The organism is Actinomadura madurae (genome assembly GCF_900115095.1).
GTDB classification, from domain to species: domain Bacteria; phylum Actinomycetota; class Actinomycetes; order Streptosporangiales; family Streptosporangiaceae; genus Spirillospora; species Spirillospora madurae.
The window spans coordinates 846120-871669 of sequence record NZ_FOVH01000002.1 but is presented as its reverse complement, the minus strand read 5'-3'; the positions used below and the strand labels follow the sequence as shown (position 1 = coordinate 871669).

Sequence of the window (25550 nt, the reverse complement as noted above, 5' to 3'; positions counted from 1 at the left end):
CGATACCCGGCTTGATCAACAATTCCCGGGTCACGAAATGGACTCAGGACCATCAGGATTGGTGGGACCTGACATCCTGGTCACGATCGTCCCGTCCGCGTCCGCTCCGGCTCCCGGGAGAGGCCGTTGAAGAGCTCCACCCGCACCGCCGCCCTGATCACAGGCGCCGTGGCGGTGCTGCTGGCCCCGGTCGCGGCCTTCGCCGCCTGGAGCGAGCCGGACGACCCGCGCATCTCGGTCGGCGCGCCCGCCCCCGCCACGCTGCTGCCGGGCGACGTCCGCGACACGGCGGGCCGGATGATCGCCAACGCGGTGTGGAGGGGCCTCGTCTCCTACGACCACGACACGGGCGCGTCCGTGAACACCGCGGCCGAGTCGGTCACCAGCGAGGACCGGCGGGTCTGGACGGTCCGGGTGCGTGAGGGCGAGACCTTCCACGACGGGACGCCCGTCACCGCCCGCTCGTTCACCGGCGCGTGGACGGCCGTGCTGCGCGAGGGCTGGGCCGGGTCGCGCCTGTTCACCGACGTCGCCCGTGTCAAGGGCGCGCGGAAGGGCGAGGACAAGGTGCCCGGTTTGAAGGTCGAGGACGATCTGACCTTCACGGTGACCCTCGACCGTCCGCTGGGCAGGTTCCCCTCCATGCTCGGCGACCCGGCGTTCTTCCCGCTGCCCGAGAGCGTCCTGAAGTCGCGGGAATGGACGTCCTACAGCCGCGCCCCCGTGGGCAACGGCCCCTTCCGGGTGGCGTCGCGGAGCGCGCGGGAGATCGTCCTGAAGCGGCGGTCGGGCCGCGGCCGGACCGTCGCGGTCAAGGCGATGCCGGACGCGAAGCGCCAGTACGAGGCCGCCGGCGGCGACCTGGACGTCGCCACGCTGGTGCCGCCGAACCGGCACGAGTCGATGGAGGCCGACTTCGGCGACCGGCACCTCGCCGTCCCCGGGCGGGACGTGACCTACCTGGGCTTCCCCGGCTGGGAGGAGCGCCTCGCGTCCCCGACCGTCCGGCAGGCCCTGTCGATGGCGATCGACCGGTCCGCCGTGACCGAGGGGCCGCTCGGCCACCAGTACTCCCCCGCCGACTCTCTCGTCGCGCCGGGCATCCGGCCCGGCCACCGCGAGGGGCAGTGCCGTCTCTGCGTCCACGACTCCAAGGCCGCGGTCGCCGCGCTCGCCGACGCGGGCGGGCTCACCGGCCCGCTGAACCTCTGGTACGAGGCGGGCCGCGGCGACGACGCCTGGGTGCGGGCCGTCGCCGGGCAGCTCCGCAAGGAGCTGAAGCTCGACGTCCGCCCGCGCGCCGCCGCCGACCTCCGCAAGGCCGTGCACGACCACGAGGTCGACGGCCCGTTCGCCGTGCACACCACGGCCGCCTACCCCGCCCCGGTCGCCGCGCTCGCGCCGCTCCTGGACGCGGGAACCGGCTTCGACGACGCCTACACGACCGGCCTCGTCGACGACGCCGAGCGGGCGCTCACCTCGGGCGACAGCGTGATCCCGGCCCGGCTCGCCGAGAGCGCCATGCTGCGCGACATGCCCGCGATGCCGCTGTGGTCCGCCCATGACCACCTGGTGTGGTCGGAGCGCGTCCGCGGGGTCACCGCGGGCGCCTTCACCGGCCTGCGCCTCGAACGCCTCACCATCGCGGAGTGAGGCGCGCCTCGTTTCCGCCAACTTTCGAACGCGGCTCCGAAATCCTTATGCTGCGGGAATGCAGCAGGACGATGAGACAGGCCGGGTGACCCTGGCCCAAGTGGCGGATCAGGCCGGCGTCTCCATTTCGACGGTTTCGAAAGTCCTCAACGGACGCGAGGACGTGGCGAGCAAGACCCGGCTGCGGGTGGAGCAGCTGCTGGAGCACCACGGCTACCGGCGGGGGTCCCGGGCCGCGACCGAGGCGCCGCTCATCGAGATCGTCCTGCACGAGATCGAGAGCCTCTGGACGATGGAGCTGATCCGCGGCGTGGAGAGCGTCGCGAAGGCCAACGGCGCCAGCCTGGTCCTGACCGAGAGCGGCACCCGGCACTCCCCCGGGCCCGAGTGGATCGGGGGGGTGCTGCGGCGCCGTCCGCTCGGCGTCATCCTGCTGTTCTCCAGCCTGCCGCCGGCGCACAAGAAGCGGCTGCGCTCCCGCTCGATCCCGTTCGTCATCATCGACCCGGCCGGCGACCCGGACCCGGACGTCCCGTCGGTGGGCTCGGCCAACTGGTCCGGCGGCCTGGCGGCGACCCGGCACCTCATCGACCAGGGCCACCGGCGGATCGCGATCATCACCGGCCCGGCGGACATGCTGTGCTCCGTCGCGCGCCTGGACGGGTTCCGGTCCGCGATGAGCATGGCCGGGCTGGACGTGGAGCCGACCTTCGTGACCTACGGCGACTTCCACGTCCAGGGCGGCTTCGAGCGGGCGATGGAGCTGCTCGGCCGGCCGGACCGGCCCACGGCGATCTTCGCGGGGAGCGATCTGCAGGCGCTCGGCGCGCTGGAGGCCGCGCGGGTCCACGGCCTGCGCGTCCCGGACGACCTGTCGGTGGTCGGCTACGACGACGTCGCGGTCGCCCCCTGGGCGAGCCCCGCCCTCACCACCGTCCTGCAGCCGCTGCGGCAGATGGCCGAGTCCGCCGCCCAGATGATCCTGAGCATCCGGGCGGGCGAGCCCGTCGCCACCCGGATGGAGCTGTCGACCAGCCTCGTCGTCCGCAAGAGCACCGCGCCGCCGCCCGCCGAGGACGGCGAGGACGGGAAGGGCGGGAAGGACGCGGACGGCGCGCGGAACGCGCGGGACGTGACTCCGGAGTTGAATCTATAGACCAGTCGGTCTAGTCTCGCCCCATGGCACCACGGGGCGAGACACGAGAGCGCGTGCTGCGGACGGCCGCGGACCTCTTCCAGCGACAGGGCTACCACGGCACCGGGCTCACCCAGGTGCTCGCGGAGAGCGGGGCGCCGAAGGGATCGCTGTACTTCCACTTCCCGGACGGGAAGGAGCAGCTGGCCTCCGAGTCGGTGGCGCTGTCCGGCCGCGAGGTGGGCGAGGCGCTCACCGAGGCCGTCCTCGCCGCGCCCGACGCGCGGGCCGGGCTGGCGGCGATGGGCGACCACTTCGCGCGGAACCTGCGCGAGTCCGGCTTCAGCAAGGGCTGCCCGGTCGCGACCGTGGCGCTGGAGACGGCCGCCGAGAGCGAGGCCATCCGGGCGTCCTGCGACGACGTCTACGCCGGGTGGCAGCAGGGCATCGCGGCCGCCCTGCGGGGATGGGGCGTACCGGAGGAGCGCGCCGAACCGCTGGCCGCTCTCGTCCTGTCGTCCCTGCAGGGCGCCATCATGCTCGCCCGCGTCCGGCGGGACGTGTCGGTCATCCACCGCGTGACCGCCCAGCTCGCCGACCTGATCTGAGCCGACCTGATCTGAGGAGTCCCATGCGCGTTCACCACCTCGACTGCGCTCCCATGCGGGAGATCGAACCGGCGGACGGGCCGGAGAGCCCGCTCCGGCCGGCTCGGGCCGTCGGCCATGTGCTGCTGGTGGAGACCGGGTCGGCCGGGCTGGTGCTCGTGGACGCCGGCATCGGCCTCGGCGACATCGAGCGTCCGTCCGAGCGGCTGCTGGACGACTGGGTGGAGATGGCGGGGCCGGCGCTCGACCCCGCCGCCACGGCCGTCCGGCAGGTCGAGGGGCTCGGTTTCCCGGCCTCCGACGTGCGGCACATCGTCCCGACGCATCTGCACCGCGACCACGCCGGCGGGCTGAGCGACTTCCCGGACGCGGCCGTGCACCTGTTCGAGGCGGAGCGGGCCGACGGCGGCAAGACCCCGGCGCAGCTCGCCCACGGCCCGAAGTGGGTCGTCTACGAGGGCGGCGAGGGCGGGACCTGGCACGGGTTCGACGGCGTGCGGGCCCTGGAGGGCGTGCCGGAGGACATCCTGCTGATCCCGCTCGGCGGGCACACCCCGGGCCACGCCGGGGTGGCGGTGCGGGACGGCGACCGGTGGCTGCTGCACGCGGGCGACGCGTACATGTACCACGGGGAGGTGGACCGTCCCGAGCCGGTCACGCACCCGCTGATGGAGCTCGTGCAGGCCGGCGGCGAGGTCGACCGGGAGCTGCGGCTCGCGAACGTGGCCCGGCTGCGGGAGCTGGCGCTCGGCGGCGAGGTCGAGGTGTTCTGCGCCCACGACCCCTGGGAGCTGCTGCGCTACCGCTGAGAGAGGCGGTGCGCCAGCGCGGTGTGGCGGCGGCCGGCCCCGGCGGTGCGGACGGCGGCGGCCAGCGCCCGCCGTGACCCGACGAGGACGACGAGCTTTTTCGCGCGGGTCATGCCCGTGTAGAGCAGGTTGCGGCGCAGCATCATCCACGCGCCGGTCGTGAGCGGGACGACGACCGCCGGGTACTCGCTGCCCTGCGACCGGTGGATCGTGATCGCGTAGGCGTGGGCGAGCTCGTCCAGCTCGTCGAAGGCGTAGTCGATGCTCTCGTCCTCGTCGGTCAGGACGGTGAGCGACTGCTCTTCGAGGGAGACGGACGTGACGACGCCGACGGTGCCGTTGAAGACGCCCGCCTCGCCCTTGTCGTAGTTGTTGCGGAGCTGGGTGACCTTGTCGCCGACGCGGAACACGCGCCCGCCGTAGCGGCGTTCGGGGCGGGCGTCGTCGTGCGGGGTCAGCGCCTCCTGGAGCATCGTGTTCAGCGTCCCCGCCCCGGCCGCGCCCCGGTGCATGGGCGTGAGGACCTGGACGTCGCGGCGCGGGTCGAGGCCGAACCTGCGCGGGATCCGGTTGGCGACGACGTCCACGGTCATCTCGGCGGCCTCGTCCTGCTCCTCGCACGGGAACAGGAAGAAGTCGTCGTAGCCGCGCGTGTGGGGGTGGTCGCCGGAGTTGACGCGGTGCGCGTTGACGACGATCCCGGACCGCTGCGCCTGCCGGAAGATCTTCGTGAGCCGGACCCGCGGGATCGCCTCCGCACCGAGCAGGTCGGCCAGCACCTCGCCCGCGCCGACGGACGGGAGCTGGTCGACGTCCCCGACGAGCAGCAGGTGCGCGCCGCGCGGGATCGCCTTCACCAGCTTGTTGGCGAGGATCAGGTCGACCATGGAGCTCTCGTCCACGACGACCAGGTCGGCGTCCAGCGGGTCGTCCTGGTCGAATCTGGGGTCGCCGCCGGGCTGGAGCTGCAGGAGCCGGTGGACGGTCGCCGCCTCGTGCCCGGTCAGCTCGGCGAGCCGCTTGGCGGCGCGGCCGGTCGGCGCCACCAGGACGATCTTGGCCTTCTTCGCCGCGGCGAGCTCCACCACCGACCGGACGGTGAAGCTCTTGCCGCAGCCCGGCCCGCCGGTCAGCACCGCGACCTTGGACGTCAGCGCGAGCTTGACGGCCTCCTCCTGCTCGGGCGCGAGGGCCTGTCCGGTGCGCTGCCTGAGCCACGGGAGCGCTCTGTCCCAGTCGACGTCCGCGAACGCCTTCAACCGGTCGGTCGGCGCGTCCAGCAGGTCCAGCAGCCCGCGGGCGAGGGACCGCTCGGCCCGGTGGAACGGCACCAGGTACACCGCCGGGATCGTCGCGGCGTCCTCCCCGCCGCCGGGGATCGGCTCGCGGACGACGCCCTCGTCGCGGGCCAGTTCGTCCAGCGCCGGGACGATCAGCTCGCGCGGCACGCCGAGGATCTTCTCGGCCGCCGTGACCAGGTTGGGCTCGGGCAGGAAGCAGTGCCCGTCGTCGGCCGCCTCGGACAGCGTGTACTGCAGGCCCGCCTTGATCCGCTCGGGGCTGTCGTGCGGGATGCCGACCGCCTGCGCGATCGTGTCGGCGGTCTTGAACCCGATGCCCCACACGTCCGACGCGAGCTGGTACGGGCGCTCGCGGACGGTGTCGATCGACTCGTCCCCGTACTTCTTGTAGATGCGGACGGCGAGGGAGGTGGAGACGCCGACGCCCTGCAGGAAGACCATCACCTCCTTGATGGCCTTCTGCTCCTCCCACGCGTCCGCGATCCGCCGGGTGCGCTTCGGGCCGAGGCCGGGAACTTCGACGAGGCGCTCCGGCTCCTCCTCGATGATCCGCAGAATGTCGGTGCCGAAGTGCCCGACCATCCGGTCGGCCATCACCGGGCCGATCCCCTTGATCATCCCGGAGCCGAGGTAGCGGCGGATGCCCTGGATCGTCGCCGGCAGGACGGTCGTGTACGAGTCCACCTCGAACTGCTTGCCGTACTTCGGATGCGAGCGCCACCGCCCGACCAGGCGCAGGCTCTCCCCCACCTGGGCGCCGAGCAGCGCGCCGACGACGGTGAGCAGGTCGCCCCCGCTCTTGGCGGTCGCCACGCGGGCGACGGTGTAACCGGTCTCCTCGTTGGCGTACGTGATCCGTTCCAAGACCGCCTCAAGCTCCGCCGGACGCGGCGTGGCGTTGGGGGTCGCGGGGGTCGGCACGTCCACCATGATGGCCGATCCACCGGACGGGCTGGCCGGATCCGGCGAACGTTCTGGATCTTCCGTTGATCGCGGCGTACGTTCCGGGCGCACCCGTACGTGCACCCGCAATGCGTACCGGGAGGTATCGCTGGTGTTCCGCTCCCGAACCCAGGCACTGGCGGCGCTCGGCGCCCCTGCCGTGTCCCTCGCCCTCACGCTCACCGCCGCTGCCCCGGCCGCGGCCTCGCCCCCCGCCCCCACCGGGAACGATCCGATCGCGGGCTTCACCAAGGAGAACTCCGACTGGCAGCGGCGTTACGAGCGCCTGTTCAAGGCCGTCCCGTCCGCGAAGGTCGCCCGCGACCTGGACGCCGAACTGTCGGAGGAGCCGGGCCTCACCACGACCACCGGCGACCGGAACCGCGTCCGGCGCATCGTCGAGCGCCTCCGGTCGTACGGACTGAAGCCCGAGGTCCGGACGTACTACGCCTACCTGTCGCTGCCGCGGCGCGTGAAAGTGGAGATGACGGCGCCGCACCGGCGGACGCTGCCGGTCAAGGAGAAGAAGCGTCCCTGGCAGAAGCACTACGACGACGTGATCCCCGGGCACAACGGCATGTCGCCGTCGGGGAACGTCCGCGGCGAGGTCGTCTACGCCAACTACGGCCGCCCCGAGGACTTCGCGCTGCTCGCCGAGAAGGGCGTCTCCGTGCAGGGCAAGATCGTCCTCGTCCGGTACGGGGCGGTGTTCCGCGGGATCAAGCCGCGCGAGGCCGCCGAGCGGGGCGCCAAGGGCGTGCTGATCTACTCCGACCCGGCCGACGACGGGTCCGCCCGGGGCCCGGTCTACCCGGACGGGCCGTGGCGCGCCGCGGACGGCATCCAGCGCGGCAGCATCGCGCAGATCCAGCTCGCGGCCGGGGACCCGCAGACCCCCGGCTGGCCGTCGGTGAAGGGCGCGCACCGGATCCCGCCGTCGCAGGCCCCGATGCTCAAGGGGCTCGTCCCGACGACGCCGATCTCCTACGGCGCGGCCGAGCCGCTCCTGCGCGCGCTGAAGGGCGACCAGGTTCCGAAGGAATGGCAGGGCGGCCTGCCGTTCGCGTACCGGTTCGGCCCCGGCGGGACGAAGGTGCACCTGGACCTGGAGAACACGTTCCAGGTCCGCCCGCTGTGGGACGTCACCGTGCGCATCCCCGGCAGCGAGCATCCCGAGCAGGAGGTCATCCTCGGGGCGCACCACGACGCGTGGACCTACGGCAGCAGCGACAACCTGTCCGGTACGGAGAACGTGCTCCAGGTGGGACGCGCTCTGGGGCAGCTCCTCAAGAAGGGCTGGCGGCCTAAGCGGTCCGTCGTCCTGGCCACCTGGGACGGCGAGGAGTACGGGTTGTTCGGCTCCACCGAGTACGCCGAGCAGCGCGGAAACCGGCTCCGCGACGCGGTCGCCTACCTGAACATGGACGGCGCGGGAGGGTCCCATTTCGGCGCCTCGGCGACACCGGCGCTGGACCAGTCCGTCATCGACGCGACCAAGGACGTGCGGTGGCCGGGCACCGGTGGGACGCTGTACGAGGCGTGGAAGGCGCAGAACGACGGCACGACCCCCATCGACCGCATCGGCGGAGGCTCGGACTTCCAGGCGTTCTTCCAGCGGTTCGGGGTCCCGGCGATGGATCTGGGCTCGTCCTCCACGGGGAACGCCGGGAACTACCACTGCGCCTGCGACGACCACTACTGGATGTCGCGGTTCGGCGACCCCACCTGGGAGTACCACGCGGCGATGTCGCGGCTGGCCGGCATCGCGACGCTGCGGCTCGCCAACGCCGACGTGGTCGCGCTCCGCTACCGCCCGTACGCGTCGGAGACGGTCCAGTACCTCACCGACTTCACCGAAGAGCAGCGCGAGCGGCTCGGGTCCGTCGTCGTGGACGTCTCGCGCGACATCGCGCAGGCCAAGGCCTGGCAGCGCGCGGCGGAGGCCCTGCAGGCGCGTGCGGAGGCGGCGCTCCGGAAGGGCGACACGGCCGCGTTCCGCCGCCTCAACGACAAGATCATGCAGACCGAGCGGGACCTGCTGACCCGGGCGGGGCTGCCGGGCCGTCCCTGGTACCGGCACCAGGTCTACGCGCCCGGCATCGACACCGGATACGCGACCCAGCGGCTCCCCGCGCTGAACGACGCGCTCTTCGTCGACCACGACGTCCGTTCCGCCAAGGCGTACGAGGCCCGGTTGTTCCAGAGCCTCCGCGCCGCGACCCGCACCCTCGCCCCCGAGGAGTAACGATGAAGAGGATCCTGGCGATCACGGCATCGGCCATGGTCGGCTCCGCACTGGCCGTCTCCGCCGTCCCGGCGGGCGCCGCGCCGTCGCACGCGCGGCCCGGCATCTCCAAGGAGCCGTTCGGCGCCCTGGAGGACGGCACGAAGGTCGACCGCTACACCCTCACCAGCGGGCGAGGCGTCCGGGTGCGCATCATCACCTACGGCGGCATCGTCCAGACCCTGGAGACACCGGACCGGCACGGGCGGCGCGCCAACGTCGTCCTCGGCTTCCCGACGCTGAAGGACTACGTCGACCTGAACGGCGGCCCCTACTTCGGCGCCGTCATCGGCCGGTACGCCAACCGCATCGCCAAGGGCCGGTTCACCCTGGACGGCACCACGTACCAGCTCGCCCTCAACAACGGCGAGAACAGCCTGCACGGCGGCCTCAAGGGCTTCGACACCAAGGTCTGGGACGCGCACCCCGTCAAGGGCCGCGACAGCGTCGGCCTGCGCCTGGAGTACACCAGCGCGGACGGCGAGGAGAACTACCCGGGCACGCTCAGGACCACCGTCACCTACACGCTGACCGCCGATGACCGGTTGCGGGTCGACTACCACGCGACGACCGACAAGGCCACCATCGTCAACCTGACCAACCACTCGTACTTCAACCTCGCCGGGGAGGGCACGGGCACGATCTACGACCACCGGCTGAGGCTCAACGCGTCCCGCTTCACGCCGGTCGACCCGACGCTGATCCCGACCGGCGAGCTCGCCCCGGTGAAGGGCACCCCGTTCGACTTCACCCGGGCGCACGCGATCGGCGAGCGGATCCGCGTCAACGACCCGCAGCTGCTCATCGGGCAGGGGTACGACCACAACTTCGTCCTCGACCAGCGGCGGGCGGGCGCGCTCACCGAGGCCGCGCGGGTCACCGAGCCGCGCTCCGGGCGCGTCCTGAAGATCAGCACGACCGAGCCGGGCGTGCAGTTCTACTCCGGCAACTTCCTCGACGGGAGCTTCGCCGGGACGAGCGGCCGCGTCTACCGGCAGGGCGACGGGTTCGCGCTGGAGACCCAGCACTTCCCCGACTCCCCGAACCAGCCGGGCTTCCCGTCCACCGTCCTGCGGCCGGGCGAGACGTTCGACTCCACCACCGTCTACGCGTTCTCCGCCGCCCGCTGAGCGGGCGTCACGCCGGCCGACACCTCCAGCACGCCCGTCTCGGTGACCAGCGCGGTCACTAGGCGGGCGGGCGTGACGTCGAAGGCCGGGTTGTGCGCGCCCACGCCGTCCGGGGCTGTCCTCGCGCCGCCCCAGGACAGGATCTCCGCGGCCGGACGCTCCTCGATCGGGATGCCGCCGCCGTCCGGCAGCGCGAGGTCGACGGTGCTCCAGGGCGCGGCGACCACCAACGGGATCCCGGCGGCCTGGCACGCCAGCGCCACGCCCACCGAGCCGATCTTGTTGGCGGTGTCGCCGTTGGCGGCGATCCGGTCGGCGCCGATGACCGCCACGTCCGCGAGGCCGCGCAGGATCGAGCTCGGCGCGGCGCCGTCCGCCTGGACGGCGCACGGGATGCCCGCCCGGTCGAGCTCCCACGCGGTGAGCCGCGCGCCCTGCAGGAGGGGGCGCGTCTCGTCGGCGTAGACCATCGCGACGCGTCCCCGGGCGTGCAGCTCCCGGACGACGCCGAGCGCCGTCCCCCACCCGGCGGTGGCGAGCGCGCCGGCGTTGCAGTGGGTGAGGACCCGCAGGGGCCGGTCGCCCGCCCGCGCGAGAATCCAGTCGGCGCCGAACGCCCCGATGGCGCGGTTGCCGCGCACGTCCTCGTCCAGGAGCGCCTGGGCCTCCGCCGCCACCGCGTCGGCGCCCTTCGCGACGTACGGGAGCACGCGGTCGACACCGGCCGCGAGGTTCACCGCCGTCGGGCGCGCCTGCCGGACCCGGGCGATCGCGGCGTCCCGCTCGGCGTCGTCCCAGCCCTCCCGGGCCGCCTGCCGGACGGCGATGGCGACGCCGAACGCGCCCGCCACCCCGAGGGCGGGGGCACCGCGCACGACGAGCCGCCGGATCGCGTCCACGAGCGTGTCGACGTCGTCCACGACGACGTGCTCCACCCGGCCGGGCAGAACGGTCTGGTCCAGGAGCCGGAGCCCCCCGCCCGTCCACGCGACGGTCCGCACGTCGTTCTCCATACCGCCCATCATGCCCAAAATCCCGGGAAGCCCGACGCCATCGGGCTTCCGACCTCCCCCGACTCCGCCCCGTGACCTGCGGCAACTTGACACGGGTCGAACTCTTGTTCGAAATTGTTCAGGAGTGGGGCGAGAGGAGGGACGACCGTGCCGGAGGCGGCCCTGCGGGACCTGGCGACGACCTTGGAGAACACGGGGCCGAGTCCGGACGCGGCGGTGCCCGTGCTGCCCGCGCTGCGGGCCGTGGTCCCCGGCGGCGGGCTGCGGCCCGGCTCGATCGTCGGCCTCGGCGGTCCCGGGGCCGGGTCCCTCGGCCTCGCCCTCGTCGCGGGCGTGTCCCGGCACGGCGGCGAGGACGGCACCGGAGGCTGGTGCGGCGTGGTCGGCCTCCCCGGCTTCGGCGCGGCCGCCGCGGCCGGCATGGGCGCCGCCCCCGAGCGGCTGCTGCTCGTCGACGACCCCGGCGACCGCTGGCCGGACGTCGTGGCCGCGCTGGCCGAGGCCGTCGAGCTGGTCCTGCTGTGCCCGCCGGAGCGTCCGGGCGCCGCCGCGGTCCGCCGCCTGTCGGCGCTGGCCCGCAAGCACGGCTGCGTGCTCACGCTGACCGGCGCGTTCGCCGGCGACTGGCCCGGCGTCCGGCTGCGGCTCCGGCTGGAGGACGCGGCCTGGGAGGGCCTCGCCGGCGGCCACGGGCGGCTGACCGGCCGCCGCGTCGAGATCGTCGCCGAGGGCCGCGACGCGCCCGGGCGCGGCCGCCGCGCCCGCCTCTGGCTCCCCGCCCCGGACGGCACCGTCAGGACGGACGAGACGGCACGGCCGCCGCTGGAGCTCGTCCCGGGCACCGTCGCGGCGGGGGCGCCGGTGCACACACCGCGCCCGGTCCTCCCCCGAGCCCACGCGCCGGCCGGGGAGGGGGTCGCGTGACGCGGGTGCTGGTGGTGTGGTGCCCGGACTGGCCGGTCACCGCGGTCGGGATCGACGCGGCGACCCCGGGCGCCGCGGTGGCGCAGGGCCAGGTGGCGGCCTGCACGGCGGCGGCGCGGGCCGAGGGGGTGCGGCGCGGGCAGCGGCTCCGGGACGCGCAGCGCCGCTGCCCGGAACTGGTGGTCCGCGATCGGGACACCGACGCCGAGGGGCGGCTGTTCGAGGCCGTGGTGGAGACGGTCGCCGAGCTGACGCCGCGCGTGGAGGTGGTGCGGCCGGGGCTGTGCGCCATCGCGGCGCGCGGGCCGGCCCGGTTCTACGGGGGCGAGGAGGCGCTGCGCGTCCTCGTGCAGGACACGGTGGTGGAGGCCGGCTTCGACTGCGGGACCGGCGTCGCGGACGGGCTGTTCGCGGCGGAGCTGGCGGCCCGCGCCGGGCAGGGCGGCGTGGTCGTGCCGGAGGGCCGCGCGGCGGCGTTCCTCGCGCCGTACCCGCCCGCCGTCCTCGACCGGCCGGACCTGGCCGACCTGCTCCGGCGCCTCGGCATCAGGACGCTCGGCGACTTCGCCGCGCTGCCGTCCGGGCACGTCGCCGGGCGGTTCGGGGCGGACGGGGCGCTCGCGCACCGGCTGGCGCGGGGCGAGGAACCGCGCCCGCTCGCGCCGGTCGAGGGCGCCGCGGACCTGTCGGTGCGCGCCGGCTTCGACCCGCCCGCCGAGCAGGCGGAGCGGGTGGTGTTCGCGGTGAAGCGGCTGGCGGGCGAGCTGCACGAGGGGCTCGCGGCGGGCGGGCTGGCGTGCGTCCGGCTGGAGGTCGCGGTGGGGTTCGCCGGCGGTCACGTGCTGCGGCGGCTGTGGCGGCACGACGGCCTGTCGGCGCTGGCCGTCGCCGAGCGCGTGCGCTGGCAGCTCTCGGCCCACGATCCGGCGGGGCCGGGCGGCGGCGCCGACGCCGTCTGGGGCGGCGTGACCTGGGTCGAGCTGGCGCCCGACCAGCTCGTCCCCGACGAGGGGCGGCAGGAGGGGCTGTGGGGCCGGACCGCCGTCACCGACCGGATCGCGCGGGCCGCCGACCGCGTCCAGGCCCTCCTCGGCCACCACGGGATCACGCGGCCGGTGCTGGTGGGCGGGCGCGGGCCGGGCGAGCGGGTCGTGCGGGTACCGGTCGGCGACGTGCCACCCGCCGGCCCGCCGGAGGGACCGTGGCCCGGCCGGGTGTCCGGGCCCGCGCCGGCGGTCGTCCCGGCGGAGCCGTCCCCCGCCGAGCTGGTCGACGCGTCCGGGGCGGCGGTCGTGGTGTCCGCGCGGTGCGAGGTGTCCGCGCCGCCCGCGGTGCTCGCGGTCCGCGGGCGGCCCGCCGCGGTCACCGGCTGGACGGGCCCGTGGCCCGCGGACGAGCGCTGGTGGGACCCCGCCGCCGCGCGGCGCCGGGCCCGGTTCCAGGTCACCACCGAGGACGGCGCCGCCTACCTGCTCGCCGTCGAGGGCGGGCGCTGGCACGTCGAGGCCGTCTATGACTAGCGGGCGCTGATGGGGTGGCACAATCCGCCCATTCCGTGGCGGGAGGTCGAGCAGCGGCTCTCCTGGCGGCCCGGCGAACGGTCGCCAGGCGATGCGGAGGGTCACAGCGCGCGAGGTCCGGAGCCGCCGCCGGAGCCGCCCGCCGCGCCGCGCCGGGCGGTCGCGGACGTGCCGTGGGCGGAGCTGCACGCCCACTCCTCGTTCAGCTTCCTGGACGGGGCGAGCGACCCCGGCTCGCTGGTCGCCGAGGCCGCGCGGCTCGGCGTGGAGGCGATGGCGATCACCGACCACGACGGCATGTACGGCGCCGTGCAGTTCGCGCAGGCCGCGAGCGAGGCCGGCGTCGGGACGGTGTTCGGCGCGGAGCTGAGCCTCGGCCTGCCGGGACCGCAGACCGGCGAGCCCGACCCCGCGGGGCGGCACCTGCTCGTCCTCGCCCGGGGCGCGCCCGGGTACGCGCGGCTCTGCTCGGCGATCACGGCTGCGCAGCTCGCGGGCGGGCGCAAGGGCCGTCCCGTGTACGACCTGGACGCGCTGGCCGGGGCCCACGAGGGCCACTGGGCGGTGCTGACCGGGTGCCGGAAGGGCCCGGTCCCGGCGGCGTTGGAGGCGGGCGGGCCGGACGCGGCCGAGCGGGAGCTGCGCGACCTCGTCGGCAGGTTCGGCCGCGGCAACGTGTTCGTCGAGTTGATCGACCACGACCAGCCCGACGACGACCTCCGCAACGACGCCCTGTTCGCGCTGGCGCGGCGTGTCGGGGTGGACGTGGTCGCGTCCAACAACGTCCACTACGCGGCGCCCGGAGCCGACGCGCGGCTGGCGCAGGCGCTGGCGGCCGTCCGGGCCCGGCGCGGCCTGGACGAGATGGCGGGGTGGCTTCCCGCGAACGGGACCGCGCACGTCCGCGGCGGCGCCGAGATGGAGAGGCGGCTGGCGCGGTTCCCCGGCGTCCGGGAGCGGACGGTCGCGCTGGCGAGAGACTGCCTGTTCGGCTTCGAGGTGGTCGCGCCGAGGCTGCCCGACTGGCCCGTCCCGGACGGCCACACCGAGGCGAGCTGGCTGCGGCACCTGGTGCAGGAGGGCGCGCTCCAGCGGTACGGGCCGCCCGAGCGGGAGCGGATCTCCGGCGCCTACGAGCAGATCGCCAAGGAGCTGGACGTCATCGAGCAGCTCCGCTTCCCCGGCTACTTCCTGATCGTCCACGACATCGTGGAGTTCTGCCGGAGCAGGGGGATCCTCTGCCAGGGGCGGGGGTCGGCGGCCAACTCGGCGGTCTGCTACGCGCTCGGCATCACCGGTGTGGACGCCGTCCGGCACGGGCTGCTGTTCGAGCGGTTCCTGTCGCCCGGCCGGGACGGCCCGCCCGACATCGACCTGGACATCGAGCACCGGCGGCGCGAGGAGGCCATCCAGTACGTCTACCGGAAGTACGGGCGGGAGTGCACGGCCCAGGTCGCGAACGTCATCAGCTACCGGCCGCGGATGGCCGTGCGGGACGCGGCGCGCGCGCTCGGCTTCTCCCCCGGCCAGCAGGACGCGTGGTCCAAGGGCATCGACCCGCGCGACCCGGTCGGCGCGGAGAACGACATCCCGGCGCCGGTGGCGGAGCTGGCGGGCCGGATGCTGACGCTGCCCCGCCACCTCGGGATCCACTCCGGCGGCATGGTCATCGCGGACCGGCCCGTCGGCGAGATCTGCCCGATCGAGTGGGCGACGATGGCGGACCGCAGCGTCCTGCAGTGGGACAAGGACGACTGCGCGGCGGCCGGCCTCGTCAAGTTCGACCTGCTCGGCCTCGGCATGCTCGCCGCGCTGCACGACTGCTTCGACCTGGTGGAGCGGCACCACGGGCGCCGGTACGACCTGCAGTCGATCCCGCCGGAAGACCATGAGGTGTACGACATGCTGTGCGACGCCGACACGGTCGGGGTGTTCCAGGTCGAGTCGCGGGCGCAGATGGCGACGCTGCCGCGGCTGCGGCCCCGCGAGTTCTACGACCTGGTGGTGGAGGTCGCGCTGATCCGTCCGGGGCCGATCCAGGGCGGGTCCGTCCACCCGTACCTGCGGCGGCGCAAGGGCCTGGAACCCGCCGAGTGCCCGCATCCGCTGATGGAGCCGGCCCTGTCGCGCACGCTCGGCGTCCCGCTGTTCCAGGAGCAGATGATGCAGCTCGCCGTGGACTGCGCGGGCTTCACGCCGGCCGAGTCCGACCGGCTGCGGCAGGCGATGGGCGCCAAGCGCGCCCCCGAACGGGTCGAGCGGCTGAGGCGGCGGCTGCTGGACGGGATGGCCGAGCGCGGCATCCCGGCCGAGATCGCCGAGAGCGTGTACGAGAAGATCCTCGGCTTCACCGGGTTCGGGTTCCCCGAGTCGCACGCGCAGAGCTTCGCCCACCTGGTGTACGCGAGCGCCTGGCTGAAGCGCCACTACCCGGCCGCCTTCACGGCCGCCCTGGTGCGCAACCAGCCGATGGGGTTCTACAGTCCGCACAGCCTCCTGAACGATGCCCGCCGGCACGGTGTCGTGGTCAGGAGCGTGGACATCAACGCCAGCGACGTCCATCCCACGCTGGAGGAGCCGATCGAGGTCGAGTCCGGCCATCCGCACGCGCCCGCCGCGGCCCAGCCCGCGATACGGCTCGGGTTCGCCGGAATCCGCAACCTGGGCGACGACACGGCGGAGGCCGTCGCGGCCGGGCGCCCCTACACGAGCATGGAGGACCTCGCCCGGCGCGTTCCGCTGTCGGCCGGCGCCCTGGAGGCCCTCGCCACCGCGGGCGCGTTCGACGGGTTCGGCCTGTCGCGGCGGGAGGCCCTGTGGGCGGCGGGCGCCCTCGCCGGGTCAGGGCCGGGGCAGCTCGAAGGCGTCGCCCCGGGCGCGTCCGCCCCCGCCCTGCCGCCGATGACGCCCATCGAGGAGACCCTCGCCGACCTGTGGGCGACGGGCGTCTCCCACACCCACCCCGTCGCCCACGTCCGGGAGGCGCTGGACGAGCTGGGCGCCCTCTCCGCCGTACGGCTCGCCGGGACGCCGGGCGACACCAACGTCGTCGTCGCGGGCCTCGTCACCCACCGGCAGCGCCCGCCGACCGCCGGCGGCATCGTCTTCATGACCCTGGAGGACGAGACCGGCATCATCAACGTGGTGTGCCCGCCGCAGGTGTTCCAGCGGTACCGCGGCCTCGCCGTCGACTCGCAGGCGCTGCTGGTCGGAGGCCGGCTGGAGCGCGCCGACGGTGTCACCAGCGTCCGCGCCACCCGGCTCAGGCGCCTCCCCGTCCCCGGCCGCGTCAAAGCTCGCAACTTCCACTGATCCGAGATCGTCGGGCGGACGCTAGAACCTGGGCGCGTCCTCTGACATCGTATGGAACGTCGGGGCCGCGTGCCGCCGTGGGGCGGCCCGCCAGGACGTGGCTCCGTGGGGTTGAAAGGTGATCTCTCCATGGACGCGACCTCCCTGCGTGAGCTGCGTCCGGACGACCCCACGCGGATCGGCCGGTACCGGATCGAGGCCAAGATCGGCGAGGGCGGGATGGGGGCCGTCTACCTCGGGCGCGACCCGGAGGAGCGCCCCGTCGCGGTGAAGGTGGTCCGGGCGGAGCTGGCGGGCGACAAGACGTTCCTCGCCCGGTTCCACGACGAGGCCGCCAACGCCCAGCGGGTGGCGTCCTTCTGCACCGCGCAGGTCCTGGAGCACGGCGAGGACCTCGGCCTGGCGTACATGGTCACCGAGTACATCGACGGGCCGTCGCTGCTCCAGCACGTCAGCGAGAAGGGCGCGCTGTCGCCGGGCATGCTGCACGGGGTGGCCGTCGGGGTGGCCGCCGCGCTCGTCGCCATCCACAGCGCGGGCCTGGTGCACCGCGACCTCAAGCCGAGCAACGTGCTGCTGTCCATCTCCGGGCCCCGCGTGATCGACTTCGGGATCGCCCGCGCGCTGGACATGGCCTCGTCCCACACCCGCACGGGCCAGGTCGTCGGGACGCCCGGCTGGATCGCGCCCGAGCAGATCACGACCCAGCAGGTCACCCCGGCGGTGGACGTGTTCGCGTGGGGCTGCCTGGTCGCGTTCGCCGCGAGCGGCCGCAACCCGTTCGGGCAGGGGTCCTTCCAGCTCCTGGCGGCGCGGGCCGTGCACGCCGACCCCGAGGTCGACGACCTGGCGGCGCCGCTGGCCGGGATCGTCCAGGCGGCGCTGCGCAAGGACCCCGCGCAGCGGCCGAGCGCCCGCGACCTGCTGCTCGCTCTCGTCGGCGGCGCCGGGGAGGCCGCCGTGACGACCGAGCTGGGCGAGGCGTGGACGTCCCCGCCCGCCGGCGACCCGGGCGTCACCTCCCAGGACGTCACGGCCCCCTCCCCCGCCCCGTCACCGTCCACGCCGTCGCCCTCCACGCCGTCACCGTCCGAAGCGGCGCCGCCCGCCCCGGCGCCGCCCGCCCCGTCACCGTCCGAACCGTCACCGTCCGAACCGTCTCCGGCGGCACCGACCGCGCAGGCGCCGTCGCCACCCGTTGCGGCCGCGCCCGCGCCGCGGCCGCCCGCGCCGCAGCCGGAGCCGCCGACCGAGCCCGCGTACGAGCGGCGCACCGACCCGCCCACCGAGCGCCAGTACGTCCCGCCGGTGCTCCCCCCGGCGCCGCGGCGCGCCCGGAGGGACTGGCCGTCCCGGCGGACCACGCTGATCGCCTCGACCGCGGCGGCGGTGCTGACCGCGGCCGCCGTGGCGGGCGCCGTCTACTTCCTCAACCGGCCGTCCGACAACGCGCGGAACACCGGCGCCGAGAGCGCGGCGTTCCCGGCCGACCCGATGTTCGTCCGCGTCGACACGGCGCCGGGCTGGCCGCGGGAATGCCATGGCGACATCGGCGTCTACAAGCCGGGCGACCGGTCCGCGACGACGCTCGTCAAAGGCTCGCAGTGCGACATCCTGCCCGAGCGCTCCCCCGACGGGAAGCTCGTCGCGTTCACCCGGCAGCGCGACCGGAGCGCCGAGGCGTGGGTGATGAACGCGGACGGCGGCGGCGCGCGGAAGGTCACGGACATGGCGCGCGGCACCCGCCTGACCTGGTCGCCGGACGGCACCCGCCTGGCGTACATGGGCGACAGGGACGGCGTCCGGCAGATCTTCACGATCCCGCTGCGGGGCGGCCCGGCGACCCAGGTCACCACGGACCCCTCGGCGAAGGACGACCCGATGTGGTCGTCCAAGGGCCGGATCGTGTTCTGGAGCAAGCGGGACAGCGACGTCGAGCAGATCTACTCGCTCGACCCGAACGACCCCGGCGGCGCCTGGACGCGCCTGACCTCAGACGGCGTGCGCGCGGTCGACCCGGAGTGGTCGCCCGACGGGTCCCGGGTCGCCTTCGTGCGCGGCGAGGCGACCGGCAGCGACATCTGGCTGGTGAACGCCGACGGGTCCGGCGCGCACGCCCTGACGTCCGGGGCCGTCCGCGACATGGACCCGGCGTGGTCGCGCGACGGCCGCTGGCTCGCCTACGTGCGCGGCGACGTCACCGAGCCGGTGATCCGCGCGATCCGCGCCGACGGCGAGGACGACCGCGTCGTCACCCCGGAGGGGGGCACGCTCGGCCACCCCAACTGGTCGTGACCGCCGGCGCTACTCGCGGGCGGCGGTGGCGGCCTCCCGCGCGGCGGCCGGGGACCGGGCCCGGGACAGCGCGCTCGGCCACCACATGTGCCGGCCGAGATCCAGGTTCAGCGCGGTGACCAGCACCGACCGGACGATGAACGTGTCGAGCAGCACCCCGAACGCGACCGTGAAGCCGAGCTCGGCGACGAACACGAGCGGCAGCGAGCCGAGCGCGGCGAACGTCCCCGCGAGGACGGCGCCCGCCGAGGTGATGACCCCGCCGGTCGCGGCGAGCCCGATCAGCGCGCCGCGCCGGGTCCCGTGCCGCTTGGCCTCCTCGTGGACGCGCGTCATCAGGAAGATGTTGTAGTCGGTGCCGAGCGCCACGAGGAACACGAACGCCCACAGCGGGAACGACGGGTCCGCTGAGGCGAACCCGAACACGTGGTTGAACACCAGCGCGCTGACGCCGAGCGCCGCCGCGTACGACAGCACGACGGTCGCGACGAGGATCAGCGGCGCGACGACGGCGCGCAGCAGCAGCCCGAGGATCGCGAGCACGACGACGAGGACCAGCGGGATGACGGCGTTCTGGTCCCGGTGGGAGGCGTCGTTGATGTCGAGCGTCACCGCCGACGTCCCGCCGACCAGGGCGTCCGCGCCCGGCACGGCGTGCGCGGCGGTGCGGGCGCGCTCGACCGCGGTGAACGCCCGTTCGCTGTCGGGCGCGGCGGTGAGCGTGCCCTCCAGGTACACCCGGCCCTCGATCGGCCGCCCCGGGTCGTTCCCGGCCGGCGCGACCGCGGTCAGGCCGGGGACGGTGGCGAGGGCCGCGGTGACCTCGTCCTGCGTCCCCGCGTTGGTGACGATCTGGACGGGTGATCCGCTCCCGGCCGGGAAGTGCCGGGCGAGCACCTCCTCGCCGGTGACCGAGTCCGGTTTGCCGGTGCTGAACGCGTCCTTGCTGGGCAGCGAGCCGGTGCGCAGGCCGAAGATCCCGGTGGCGAGCGCGCCGAGCACCACGGCGGTGACGATCCAGGTGATGCGGGGGCGGGTCGCGATGGCGGCGCCGGCCCGCGCCCACAGGCCCCGCTCGGACGGCTCGGCCGTCCCGTAGGCCGGGCGGCGGGGCCAGAACATCCAGCGCCCGCCGATGACCAGCAGCGCGGGCAGCAGCGTGACCATCGCGGCGAGCGCGACGACGACGCCGATCGCCATCACCGGGCCCATGCTCTTGGTCGAGTTGAGGACGGCGACGAGCAGGCACAGCATGCCGAGCGCGACCGTCGAGCCGCTCGCGATGATCGCGGGGCCGGCGCGGTGCAGGGCGATCGCCATCGCCTCGTGCCGGTCGCGGTGCCGCCGCAGCTCCTCCCGGTAGCGGGCGACCAGCAGCAGCGCGTAGTCGGTGCCGGCGCCGAAGACCAGCACGGTCAGGATGAACGCGGCCTGCCCGTTGACGGTGAGCCCGGCGTGCGCGGCCAGCAGGTAGATGAGCGCCTGGGCGGCCGTCAGCGCGAAGCCCACGCACAGCAGCGGCGCGAGCCACAGGATCGGGCTGCGGTAGGTGATCAGCAGGATCGCGATGACGATGGCGGCGGTGATGAGCAGCAGGGTCGCGTCGAAGCCGGCGAAGACGTTGCTGAAGTCGCCCGCGTACCCGGCCGGGCCGGTCACGTGCGCCGACAGGCCGGGGTCCCCGCGCTGGACGATGTCGCGGTAGTCGTCGACGGCGGGGCCGAGCAGGTCCCAGCCCCCGTTGCCGACCTGGACCGAGACGATCGTCTCCAGGGCCGTGCCGTCCTTGGCGGGGATCGGGCCCTGGACGTCCACGGCGAGCCGCCGGGGCGGGTCGGAGCCCTCCGGGTCGCCGGTGACGGCCCGCAGCCGGGGCACGTCCGCCGCGGCCTTCGCCCGGTCGGCGGCGGTCAGCGGGGCGCCGTCCCGGTGGTAGACGATCACCGCCGGGAAGGTGTCGGCGGGCGTGAACCGCTCGGACTCCTCGACGACCCGGGTGGACTCGGCGTTGCTCGGCAGCCACGCCGACGACTCGTTGGTCTGCGCGCCGGTGAGCTTGCCGGCCAGCGGCATCGCGACGGCCAGGATGACGATCCAGACGGCCAGCACTACCCACTTGCCCCGCCGCCCGCAGGGCAGGGAGGAGAACCTGTTCGCAGCCGTCATCAAGAACCCCCAGGATCAGAGCCGCCCGCAGTTTCCTCCCTACGTGGCCGCGGCCCGGGGGGTAAAGACAAAGCGCGTCTAGTTATGGCCTACGGCAGACCATTTCCGGACAGCCGTTATTGCGGGGAACGTCCCCGTCTCCGCCGGATCAGCCGACGATCATGTCCAGCCGGCGGAGGATGACGCCCTCACGCAGCGCCCAGGGGCAGACCTCCAGCTCGCCGAGCTCGAACAGGTCCATCGCGGCGTCCGCGACGATCGCCCCCGCGAGCAGCTGCGGAGCGCGGCCCTCGGACACGCCGGGCAGCTCGGCCCGCTCGGCGGCGGCCATCTTCGCCAGCTTCTCGGTCCACTCGGTCAGGGTGTCGGCCGCCAGGACCCGCCGCTGGTACGGGCCCTCCGCCGAGGGCGCGGCGCCGCCGATCCGGGCCAGCTGCCGGAACGTCTTGGACGTGGCGACCGCGTGGTCCGCCGGCCCGTAGCGGGCGACGTCCCCGACCTTGCGGGCGATCTCCGTCCGGATGTGCCGGCGCAGCTCGCGGACCTCATCCGGCGGCGGCGGGTCGGCGGTGAACCGGTCGCGGGTGAGCCGGACCGAGCCGAGCGGCAGCGAGAACGCCACGTCCGGCTCCTCGTCGATGCCGCACGCGATCTCCAGGGAGCCGCCGCCGATGTCCACGACGAGCAGCCGGCCCGACGACCAGCCGAACCAGCGCCGGACGGCGAGGAACGTCAGCCGCGCCTCCTCGTCGCCGGACATCGCCCGGATGTCGATCCGCTTGTCGTCGCGGATCCGCGCGAGCACCTCGTCCCCGTTGGCGGCGTCGCGGACGGCGGAGGTGGCGAACGCGACGATGTCCTCGACGCCCTTGTCCTCCGCGATCTGCAGCGCCTCGTCGACGAAGTCGCGCAGCAGGCGCTCGCCCTCCTCGGAGAGCCGGTCGCCGTCCTCCAGGTGCGCGGCGAGCCGCAGATCCGCCTTGTGGGAGAACGCGGGGAGGGGCCGTGCCCCCTGGTGCGCGTCCACCACCAGGAGATGCACGGTGTTCGAGCCCACGTCCAGCACGCCGAGTCGCATGGTGCCGACGCTATCGGACGCCCCCGGCGCGGGCAGCGTCACGCTGCGGCTATGGTCTCGTGCATGGAGGCGAGTCCGGAGCGACGGTGGCGTGTACCGCCTAGTCACGTGGCGGTGAAGTGCGCCGCGGCGGCGGCCGTCACGGCGCTCGTGGTGCTGTACTCGCACGACCCGCAGTTCCTGTTCCTGGCGGGCGCCGCGGCGATCGGGCTGAACGCGCTCGCGCTGCGCGACCTGGTCGCGCCGGTCCGGCTGGCCGCCGACGGCGACGGCCTCACCGTCGCGTCCGGCTACGCGGGGCGCCGCCGCGTCCGGTGGGACGAGGTGACCGCGATCCGAGTCGACGAGCGCCGCCGGCTCCTGCTGCACACGCGGATGCTGGAGGTCGAGACCGCGGACGACCTGCACCTGCTGAGCGCGTTCGACCTCGGCGCCGACGTCCACGACGTCGCCGACGAGCTGTACCGGCTCCGCGCCCGCACCGGCCGCTGAGCTACCCGCCGGGCAGCTCGTCCGGCGTCGGGAAGGAGCTCTGGGCCCCCGCCCGGCGGACGGCGGCGGCCCCCGCGCGGGTGGCGTAGGCGGCCGCGTCCGGCAGGGCGTCGCCGCGGGCGAGCCGCAGGCAGAGCGCGGCGGTGAACGCGTCGCCCGCGCCCGTGGTGTCGACGGCCTTCGCCTTCGGCGACGGGAGGGCGGTCGTGCCGCCGCCGCCGGCGACCACGACGCCGTCGGCGCCGAGCGTGACGACGACCGAGCGCGGCCCGGAGCCAGCGAGCGCGGCCGCCATGCGCGCGGGGTCGCCGTCCCCGCCGAGCAGGAAGGCGGCCTCGTGCTCGTTGACGACGAGGGGGTCGCAGAGGGCGAGCAGCCCGTCGGGGATCGGCGCGGGCGGCGAGAGGTTGAGGACGACCCGCCCGCCCGCGCGCGCGGCGGCGCCGGCGGCGGCCTCCACGGCGGGCAGCGGCACCTCCAGCTGGAACGACACGACCGCCGCCCCCGCGATCATCTCCCGGGCGTCCTCGACGTCGCCGGGGCCCAGCCGGGCGTTGGCGCCGGGCGAGACGATGATGCTGTTGTCGCCGTCCGGCCCGACCGTGATCAGCGCGACGCCGGTCGGCGCGTCCGGCGTGGTGACCAGGTGGTCGAGGGCGACGCCGTCCGCGGCGAGGGCGGCGCGCAGCAGCGCGCCGTGCCCGTCGTCGCCGACCCGCCCGACGATCCCGGCCCGGCCGCCGAGCCGGGCCGCCGCGACCGCCTGGTTGGCGCCCTTCCCGCCCGGATGGGTGGCGAGGTCGGAGCCGAGCACGGTCTCCCCCGGCGCGGGCCGGCGCTCGACGCCCACCACCAGGTCCGCGTTGACCGACCCCACCACGACGACGTCCCACATGCGCTTTTCCACAGGTAACCGACTACACGCGGCGGGCCGGCCGGCGCAAGCCGTCACTCCGCGCGCAGGTCGGCGAGGTCGACGATCTCGGCGAGGTCGTCGACGGACCGGTAGTAGCCGCGCCCCACGGGGGCTCCGTTCCGCGTCACGAGGAACGCGCTGGTTCCCCGGACTCCGGCGAACTCCGCCCACACCCGGTGCGCCCCCGTCAGCCGCACCGCCGTCACCCGAAGCCCGCCCGGCCCCGTCCAGCTCCTCCGATCATCCCCCATATACGGAGCGTTATACTCCGTGACATCGAGTATGCCTGCCGCGGGTTCTCTCGGGCTCGGCTCCGCGCACGGAGGGCTCCTCCACCGGCCTCATTTTCACGGCTACTCCGCCCGGTGCCGTTGACGCATGATGGTGTCGTGGTCGCCACCGATCCCTTGCCTCGTAGAAACCCGGAGACTGTCGTGTTCGAGGCTCGCACGTGGCCGAAGGGCACCTTCCTGAGTCGGCTTTCGGTCCCGGACAGGACGAGGTTGCTCAGGCTGGGCGTGCTGCATTCGCTAGGGCCGCACCGTGCTCTGGTGCGGCAGGGAGATCCCGCGGGCTCGGTCTGGTTACTGATCGACGCGCTGGTCAAGGTGAGTGCTCGGGTGGAGAACGGCACAGAGGCGCTGCTGGCGCTCCGGGTGAGCGGCGACATGATCGGAGAAATGGCGGTCCTCGGCGAGACGGTGCGGTCCGCGACCGTCGTCACATGCGGCCGGGCGGTTGTGTGCCAGATCCGAGGTGAGGCGTTCGTCGGCTTCCTCCAACGGCACCCGGCCGCGGCGCTCATCCTGAACCAGATGACGATCGAGCGGCTCCGCTGGTCCAACCAGCGACGCCTTGATTTCGCCGGTTACACGGCCGGGCAGTGCTTGGCTCGGGTTCTGCTCGCCCTCGCCGGCCGGCACGGGCGTCCCTGCGACGCGGGAGTGGACCTGGGCATCCCCTTGACTCAGGCCGAGTTGGGCGGCCTGGTCGGCGCCAAGGAGGACACGGTGCAGAAGGCGTTGCGCGCACTCACTTCGGACGGGCTGGTGTCGGTCGCCGGACGCCGCCGTGTGGTCATCACCGATCTCGCTCGGCTCACCGAGTTCGCGGATCTGCACTGAACCCGGATTTATCCGGATTGCCGTGCATGGTCTGGCCCGATGCTCTGGGCACCCGGAGCATCGGAGGAAAAGATGGGCGTTCCCGAATACCGTGTTCTGTTCACGGTCGACATCGAAGACTACAGCAGCCGTACTGACGCCGAGCAGCGGACCCTGCAGGCCGCGCTCGGCCGGATACTGGACGACGCCGCCGACGTGGCCCGGCTGAACCGTCGTGCGTGGCAACGCCAAGACGGAGGTGACGGCGTCTACGTGGTCCTGCCGGCGGGCACTGACACAGGGCCGCTGATGGATGTGTTCGTCCGTGAATTGGACGCGGCACTGGGGTCGTACAACAGGCGGCAAGCGGAGGAGACGTTTACCCGTCTCCGGCTCCGCATGGCCGTCCACATCGGTCCGCTCCATCTGGACGGCGCGACGGGGTGGCCTGGCCAGCACGCGGTGCAACCGGCTCGCCTGCGCGACTCCGACCCGCTGCGAGTGGCGATGCGCGAGCTCTCCGAGGCGGACTTGGGAATCATCGTCTCCTCCGACATCTACCGTGACTACATCACCCAGGGGCCCGGACATCCCCGTCCGACACTCTTCCGCCCGGTGTGCGTCGCCGTGAAAAAGCAGGTCTATCGCGCCTATCTGTACGTTCCACGGTTCGATCTGGCGACCATCGCCGCGCTCAGTCCCTATGACCCGGAAAACGGGACCGAGGGCGGCGAACCTGGGCCCGCGCTTCCGCCTTCGCCCCCCTACCCACATGGAGACAAGGCGGGGAACCGGGCGGCGAACGTCTCGTATGGGGGAGACGCCTTCAGTGGGGACAAAGTCGCTGGTAACAAGAACATCCATTAGGC

General features: G+C 74.1%; 19 protein-coding genes. 13 read left to right on the top strand and 6 right to left on the bottom strand.

Going from position 1 to position 25550, the window contains the following annotated elements:
• The first annotated feature begins 126 nt into the window (after window positions 1-126).
• Genes BM339_RS09450 through BM339_RS09435 form a run of 4 tightly spaced genes read left to right on the top strand, consistent with a single transcriptional unit; the run spans window position 127 to window position 4205 of the window.
• Complete coding sequence (locus BM339_RS09450; RefSeq protein WP_083597479.1) at window positions 127-1653, top strand: peptide ABC transporter substrate-binding protein; 1527 nt, start codon at window positions 127-129, stop codon at window positions 1651-1653.
• 58 nt (window positions 1654-1711) lie between these two features.
• Window positions 1712-2809: a LacI family DNA-binding transcriptional regulator gene (locus BM339_RS09445; RefSeq protein WP_083597477.1), complete on the top strand. Its 1098-nt coding sequence runs from the start codon at window positions 1712-1714 to the stop codon at window positions 2807-2809.
• A 23-nt stretch (window positions 2810-2832) separates the two neighbouring features.
• Window positions 2833-3396 carry a TetR/AcrR family transcriptional regulator gene (locus BM339_RS52265; RefSeq protein ID WP_033332145.1) on the top strand — a complete coding sequence of 188 codons (564 nt, stop codon included), beginning with the start codon at window positions 2833-2835 and terminating at the stop codon, window positions 3394-3396.
• Window positions 3397-3419: 23 nt separating this feature from the next.
• The gene (locus BM339_RS09435; protein WP_075020547.1) at window positions 3420-4205 is read left to right on the top strand and encodes an MBL fold metallo-hydrolase; all 786 of its coding nucleotides are present in this window, start codon (window positions 3420-3422) and stop codon (window positions 4203-4205) included.
• Here the strand turns inward: BM339_RS09435 and recD2 are convergent.
• The gene (gene recD2 / locus BM339_RS09430) at window positions 4196-6427 is read right to left on the bottom strand and encodes an SF1B family DNA helicase RecD2 (RefSeq protein ID WP_244938595.1); all 2232 of its coding nucleotides are present in this window, start codon (window positions 6425-6427) and stop codon (window positions 4196-4198) included. The genes BM339_RS09435 and recD2 overlap by 10 nt on opposite strands.
• Window positions 6428-6560: 133 nt before the next feature.
• Between recD2 and BM339_RS09425 the strand changes: the two genes are divergently transcribed.
• Window positions 6561-8693 (top strand): M28 family peptidase, encoded by a 2133-nt coding sequence (locus BM339_RS09425; protein ID WP_075020545.1) that lies wholly within the window; start codon window positions 6561-6563, stop codon window positions 8691-8693.
• 2 nt (window positions 8694-8695) lie between these two features.
• Entirely contained in the window at window positions 8696-9862 is a 1167-nt protein-coding gene (locus BM339_RS09420; protein WP_075020544.1) for an aldose epimerase family protein, read from the top strand.
• Here BM339_RS09420 and mtnA read toward each other — a convergent pair.
• Complete coding sequence (mtnA, locus tag BM339_RS09415) at window positions 9838-10875, bottom strand: S-methyl-5-thioribose-1-phosphate isomerase (RefSeq protein ID WP_075020543.1); 1038 nt, start codon at window positions 10873-10875, stop codon at window positions 9838-9840. The genes BM339_RS09420 and mtnA overlap by 25 nt on opposite strands.
• A 147-nt stretch (window positions 10876-11022) precedes the next feature.
• On the opposite strand from mtnA, the gene BM339_RS09410 reads away from it, so the two are divergent.
• The 4 genes from BM339_RS09410 to BM339_RS09395 all read left to right on the top strand — a co-directional run bounded on the left by BM339_RS09410 (window position 11023) and on the right by BM339_RS09395 (window position 18926).
• Complete coding sequence (locus BM339_RS09410) at window positions 11023-11799, top strand: hypothetical protein (RefSeq protein WP_024935529.1); 777 nt, start codon at window positions 11023-11025, stop codon at window positions 11797-11799.
• Window positions 11796-13319, top strand: coding sequence for a DNA polymerase Y family protein (locus tag BM339_RS09405; RefSeq protein WP_075020542.1), 1524 nt, complete (start codon window positions 11796-11798; stop codon window positions 13317-13319). The genes BM339_RS09410 and BM339_RS09405 overlap by 4 nt, the downstream gene beginning before the upstream one ends.
• Before the next feature lie 9 nt (window positions 13320-13328).
• The gene (locus BM339_RS09400) at window positions 13329-16631 is read left to right on the top strand and encodes an error-prone DNA polymerase (protein WP_075020541.1); all 3303 of its coding nucleotides are present in this window, start codon (window positions 13329-13331) and stop codon (window positions 16629-16631) included.
• A 129-nt stretch (window positions 16632-16760) separates the two neighbouring features.
• Window positions 16761-18926 carry a protein kinase domain-containing protein gene (locus tag BM339_RS09395; protein ID WP_075020540.1) on the top strand — a complete coding sequence of 722 codons (2166 nt, stop codon included), beginning with the start codon at window positions 16761-16763 and terminating at the stop codon, window positions 18924-18926.
• Window positions 18927-18935: 9 nt separating this feature from the next.
• Here the strand turns inward: BM339_RS09395 and BM339_RS09390 are convergent, their stop codons facing one another.
• Together BM339_RS09390 and BM339_RS09385 are read right to left on the bottom strand one after the other, a co-directional pair.
• Window positions 18936-21092 carry an MMPL family transporter gene (locus BM339_RS09390; protein ID WP_075020539.1) on the bottom strand — a complete coding sequence of 719 codons (2157 nt, stop codon included), beginning with the start codon at window positions 21090-21092 and terminating at the stop codon, window positions 18936-18938.
• A gap of 148 nt (window positions 21093-21240) precedes the next feature.
• Window positions 21241-22170, bottom strand: coding sequence for a Ppx/GppA family phosphatase (locus tag BM339_RS09385; protein WP_024935534.1), 930 nt, complete (start codon window positions 22168-22170; stop codon window positions 21241-21243).
• Between the two features lie 108 nt (window positions 22171-22278).
• Here BM339_RS09385 and BM339_RS09380 point away from each other — a divergent pair, with 108 nt between their 5' ends.
• Entirely contained in the window at window positions 22279-22662 is a 384-nt protein-coding gene (locus tag BM339_RS09380) for a PH domain-containing protein (RefSeq protein WP_021599723.1), read from the top strand.
• A 1-nt stretch (window position 22663) separates the two neighbouring features.
• Here BM339_RS09380 and BM339_RS09375 read toward each other — a convergent pair whose 3' ends face one another.
• Window positions 22664-23557 (bottom strand): ribokinase, encoded by an 894-nt coding sequence (locus BM339_RS09375; RefSeq protein ID WP_075020537.1) that lies wholly within the window; start codon window positions 23555-23557, stop codon window positions 22664-22666.
• Between the two features lie 53 nt (window positions 23558-23610).
• On the bottom strand, window positions 23611-23829 hold the full coding sequence (locus BM339_RS48545) for a hypothetical protein (RefSeq protein WP_143118327.1): 219 nt from the start codon (window positions 23827-23829) through the stop codon (window positions 23611-23613).
• A 138-nt stretch (window positions 23830-23967) separates the two neighbouring features.
• Between BM339_RS48545 and BM339_RS09370 the strand changes: the two genes are divergently transcribed.
• Together BM339_RS09370 and BM339_RS09365 are read left to right on the top strand one after the other, a co-directional pair.
• A complete protein-coding gene (locus BM339_RS09370) occupies window positions 23968-24702 on the top strand; it encodes a Crp/Fnr family transcriptional regulator (protein WP_256255275.1) in 735 nt (244 codons plus the stop codon).
• A gap of 72 nt (window positions 24703-24774) precedes the next feature.
• Window positions 24775-25548, top strand: a complete 774-nt coding sequence (locus BM339_RS09365; RefSeq protein ID WP_075020535.1) for a hypothetical protein — start codon at window positions 24775-24777, stop codon at window positions 25546-25548.
• Window positions 25549-25550 lie beyond the last annotated feature (2 nt).